The organism is Arthrobacter sp. Br18 (assembly GCF_000520555.1).
Lineage (GTDB): Bacteria > Actinomycetota > Actinomycetes > Actinomycetales > Micrococcaceae > Arthrobacter_D.
Genome location: NZ_KI914894.1, coordinates 2,789 through 7,330, shown reverse-complemented (window position 1 = coordinate 7,330; position 4,542 = coordinate 2,789). Strand labels below are relative to the sequence as shown.

Sequence of the window (4,542 nt, the reverse complement as noted above, 5' to 3'; positions counted from 1 at the left end):
TGCCCAGGACGCCGCAGCCCGTCCGACAGCTGCCGAAGTCTCCGCAACGCTCCAGAACGACGCCCTTTTCGGAAGCGAAGACACACCTCACGCCGGATCGCACGTAACTCCTCAACCGGCAGCGCACATCCTTCCCGAGGGAAAAGGTATACCGACTGATTCTGAACTAACCGGGTCACTGCGGAACGACGCCTTATCGTCCTTTCCCATCACGGAATCGCTCGAAATTGATACCGCCACGGAAACTGCGACTCAACCACATCCATTGGTGGCAGAACACCATCGAAAGCCTGTTCTGCGGTGGGTGCTGATTGTTCTTGCAGCACTAATCGGAATCCTTTTTACCGTCGTGCTGCTGATGCTGGTCTTTGATGGACAGGCCCGACCCGTTCGCGTGGACTACCCCCCAGCATCCGGGGAACTGGGCGAACTACTCATCGACCTACAGGAAAGCGTGGACCCTTGATGCCCACCCGCCGTAACAAGCTGCGCCACTTCAACCGGACCCACAAAACGGCGGCGGCGGCGTTGTTGATTGTGGTGCTTGCCGGATGCAGCGGGGCAGAGGACTACGATGCCCGTGCTGCGGAACAACTCCAGGCGGACGTCCTGACAGTAACCCGGCAAACCATCAATGAGGACTACAGTGCATCACTGGAAACTCTGGACGGACTTGCTCTCCGGCTCGATGTCCTGGTCGACAACGGTTCAGTTCCAGCCGATCGAAGGGAACGCATCCAAACCGCTATCGCAGCCCTGCGGGCAGGCCTGGAAGCTAGAATCGCTGCCCAAGAACAATCACCATCGGCTCCGACACCTACGTCAGAGCCCCCACAACCCCCCACTGCTTCGCCGACACCAGCACCACAGCCCGCGCCCGTCCTGCCTCCTGCTGCCCCGACTCCGGCGCCCGTGCTGCCAGTCCCCAAACGGCAGCCAGTCCCCGTGCTGCCTAACGCTCCTGCTCCAGTGTTGCCGGTACCCACCCGACAGCCAGCGCCTGTGGTGCCCGGCGCGCCTGCTCCGGCGCCAAACGTTCCAACACTACCCCCGGTGCCGGTGCCGGTGCCTGTGCCCGGTAGCATTGTTCCCGCCGAACCTACACCCGAACCTGAACCGGTACCTCCCTCGGATGGCCCGGCCCCGGTTCCGACCGCGCCGGTACCCGCACCAAGTGACCCACCCGTACTGCCACCGGTACCCGCACCAAGTGACCCACCCGTACTGCCACCGGGACCAGTGCCGGTGCCGAGCGGCCCGGCACTCCCTGTGCCTCCACCCACCGATCTTTAGCGGCTCTTCGCAGTTGAGAGTGTAGTTAGGCTGCGCGCGTCGATGGCGGGATAGAGGTCGAGGTCTTCCGATGATGGAAGTTCCTACGCTCGCCATCTGAAAGACCTCGACGTGTTTCACGCTACCTTCGATGCCCCTGACCTGACCACGTTCTGCCGCCTGGATGAGATCGGCCTCGAAGCCGTCGGACAGTTGTTCGAACCGGATCGGGCGTTGATTGAGTGCCGGGTCGTCAAATCGGACCCGTGGTGCCGGAAGTGCGGTGCCGGGGGTGTGCCGCGAGATACGGTGACCCGCCGGTTGGCGCATGAGCCGTTCGGTCACCGGCCCACGACGTTGTTGGTGCGAGTACGTCGCTATCGATGCGCTGATTGCGGACGCACGTGGCGGCAGGACACGGACGCGGCAGCTCCGCGGCGGGCGAAGATCTCTCGTCGAGGGTTGAGCTGGGCGCTGGAAGGCATCGTGGTCGATCACCTCACCGTCTCCCGCGTCGCCGCGGGTCTCGGGGTGTCGTGGCATACGGCGAACACAGCGATCATGACCGAGGGGAAGCGTCGGCTGATCGATGACCCGGCCCGGTTCGACGGGGTGACGACGATCGGGGTAGACGAGCATGTCTGGCGGCATACCCGGCGCGGGGACAAGTACGTCACCGTGATCATCGATCTCACCCCGATCCGTGAGAAGACGGGCCCGGCGAGGCTACTGGACATGGTCGAGGGACGCTCCAAGGCAGTGTTCAAGCAGTGGCTCGCCGATCAACCGGACCAGTGGCGGGACGGCATCGACGTCGTCGCGATGGATGGTTTCACTGGGTTCAAGACCGCTACGTCCGAGGAACTCCCGACGCGATCCCGGTCATGGACCCCTTCCACGTTGTCCGCCTCGCCGGGGACGGACTGGACAGGTGCCGGCAACGCATCCAACAGGCCACGACCGGGCATCGGGGCAGAGCCGGTGACCCTCTCTACAAGGCCCGACGCACCCTTCACACCGGCGGTGATCTGCTCACAGAGAAGCAGCGAGCTCGCCTGGAAGCGCTGTTCAGAGTCGAGGAGCACCTCGAGGTCGAAGCGACGTGGGGTATCTACCAGCGGATCGTCGCCGCCTACTGGGAACCCAACAAGACCAAGGGGAAGGAAATGATGCACGCGGTCATCGACGCCATCACCAGCGGCGTCCCCGCCGCGCTGACAGAGATCCGCCGCCTCGGCCGGACACTCAAGCAACGTGCCCCCGACGTGCTCGCGTTCTTCGACCGACCCGGCACCAGCAACGGCCCCACCGAAGCGATCAACGGAGTCATCGAAACAACCCGTCGGATTGCCCGAGGCTTCCGCAACTTCACCAACTACAGACTCAGATGCCTACTCGCCGCAGGCGGCCACCGACCATACCGCACCAAACCCGCCAACCACGCTTAAACGCGGAGAGCCGCATATCCGTACTGTGAGGAGATGTTAATAATCTTCCCCTGACCGTCCTCGGGACTAGTTCGGGCGAAGGTTTGGGCGGTGAAGAACGCCCCTTTCAAGTTGACGTCCATGATCGTGTCCCATTCGGCCTCAGTGACGTCCAGGGCCGCAGTGCGGATATTGGTCCCAGCACTGTTGATCAGGTTGCCGAGAGCACCCACGTCGCCTCCGGGTCATCCTCACCCGCTGACCTGGCGGCAGTATGAGAGTCAAAGCCGATGGCATGCCAGCAACAGGGCCCATGTAACCGGGCTCGGTCCAGGGTAGTTACTCCAGCCGGGACCGTGCTGGCCACTGTTTGGGCACAGGACGTGTTTGCGGTACGCCGTCGAGGGAAATGTCCAGTTCCTCGTGCAGGAAGGCGACGGCCCCGGCAATGTTGCGGTACGGAAAGAACGGTTCGGGGTAGGACCAAGCAATATCAGTGAGAGAGGATTCGCTGGTAACGCTCCAGTAGTTGGTGGCAAAGCCCTTGTAAGGGCAAATGCTCTTCGTGGTCGTCGGTGTGAGAAGGCCGAAGTCGATGTCTCGCCTCGGCAGGTAGTAACGCGGTGGCAGCCCTGTTTCCCAAAGGAAGATCGCATCGCGCGACTCGCCGATCAGGACGTCGTCGTGGCGCACCGTCACTAATCGTGAGCTGGGCAGGGCATCGATGTGGACGAAGGGGTCGTGGGGATGCTCGAATACTTCTTCATTCTCTTCATACCAGTGGTCAAACTCACCGCGTTCCCACGTCACTCCCGTATAACCGTCAAAACCCTTTATCCGCCACGCCCCGTGGCGGATAAAGCGGTTATCAACAACTACATCGAACCAGGACATAACCTTGGAACTCGGGTGGTGGTAGCCCAATTCGTCCGGGGCCCCGGTGGGTATCAGATGCTCTGAGCGGACGTCCTCGTCCCGGAATAGGTACCGCGGTACAGGAAGTTCCTCTTCCCATACGAGTAGCTGATCGCGGCTGTCGACCACGAGTGCGTCGCCCACGATTCCGCGCACCCATCGCGTACTTTGTAGTGGTTCTCTCGGGTTTTGTTTCATTGACATGGCCTCCTTTCAACTTTTGTGGCTGTCCTGACTGCCTCAGCTCGTCCCGGCACACGCTGGGCTCAACTGTGATCATGCGTGAAGTGGTTTGTCTTCGGGTGACGGTTTCTCCCTGTTGGAGCGACGCGTTGTCCTCCTCTTATGCATCGGATCAATGACCAGACGGTAAGGATGGCGCCGGCTGCGCCTAAGCGTCTGGTCCGGCTGGTCCGCCAGTTCCCGGTGATCTGGTTGCTCGAGGGGTCCGGGGTGAAGACCGTACCGCTTGAAGGGGCTGTGGGGCCTTTCCGTAGTGCAAGCAGGTTCATGACCGGGTTGATGCATTGGTCATAGAGCCGCGGAAAGAGGCCGTGGATCGGGATGATGGTTCGTTGGATCTGACCGACCACTGTTACCGGCCTTGGTCGTTTCGAATTCCGCAGGATCACCTTGGCGACACGGTGGGGGGACACGACGGGGGGTAGTGGGTGGACGTGCTGGCCGGTGTAGTTCGCGGCGTGCTGGTAGATGGGGGTGTCGATTGTTGCCGGCAGTACGAGGCAGATGTGAATGTCTTTGGCTTTTCGTAACTCCTGGCGCAGTACTTCCGTGAAACCGAGCAGCCCGAATTTGCTGGTCACATAGGGGGAGACGTAGGGGGAGGTGATTTTGGAGTACACCGATCCGATGATGATCAAGGTTCCCCGGCCCTGGCTTCGGAAGTACGGCAGCACCGTGCGAGCAG

Annotated in this window: 4 protein-coding genes and 1 pseudogene; 2 read left to right on the top strand and 3 right to left on the bottom strand. The window is 61.7% G+C overall.

Translation table 11 applies throughout. From position 1 onward, the window contains the following. Together Y704_RS24920 and Y704_RS22220 are read left to right on the top strand one after the other, a co-directional pair. Nucleotides 1–466: hypothetical protein (locus tag Y704_RS24920; RefSeq protein WP_216699006.1), on the top strand; the 466-nt coding region annotated here is incomplete at its 5' end. 938 nt (nt 467–1,404) lie between these two features. Further along, nucleotides 1,405–2,720, top strand: a pseudogene (locus Y704_RS22220) (ISL3 family transposase). Here Y704_RS22220 and Y704_RS0116555 read toward each other — a convergent pair. The 3 genes from Y704_RS0116555 to Y704_RS22210 form a co-directional block, all read right to left on the bottom strand. Continuing rightward, a complete protein-coding gene (locus Y704_RS0116555) occupies nt 2,717–2,932 on the bottom strand; it encodes an SDR family NAD(P)-dependent oxidoreductase (RefSeq protein WP_026550929.1) in 216 nt (71 codons plus the stop codon). The pseudogene Y704_RS22220 and the gene Y704_RS0116555 overlap by 4 nt on opposite strands. Nucleotides 2,933–3,038: 106 nt before the next feature. Next, entirely contained in the window at nt 3,039–3,812 is a 774-nt protein-coding gene (locus Y704_RS22215) for a DUF427 domain-containing protein (protein WP_162149430.1), read from the bottom strand. Between the two features lie 68 nt (nt 3,813–3,880). Next, nucleotides 3,881–4,542, bottom strand: a 662-nt coding sequence (locus tag Y704_RS22210; RefSeq protein ID WP_162149429.1) for an SDR family NAD(P)-dependent oxidoreductase, incomplete at its 5' end; no start/stop codon positions are given.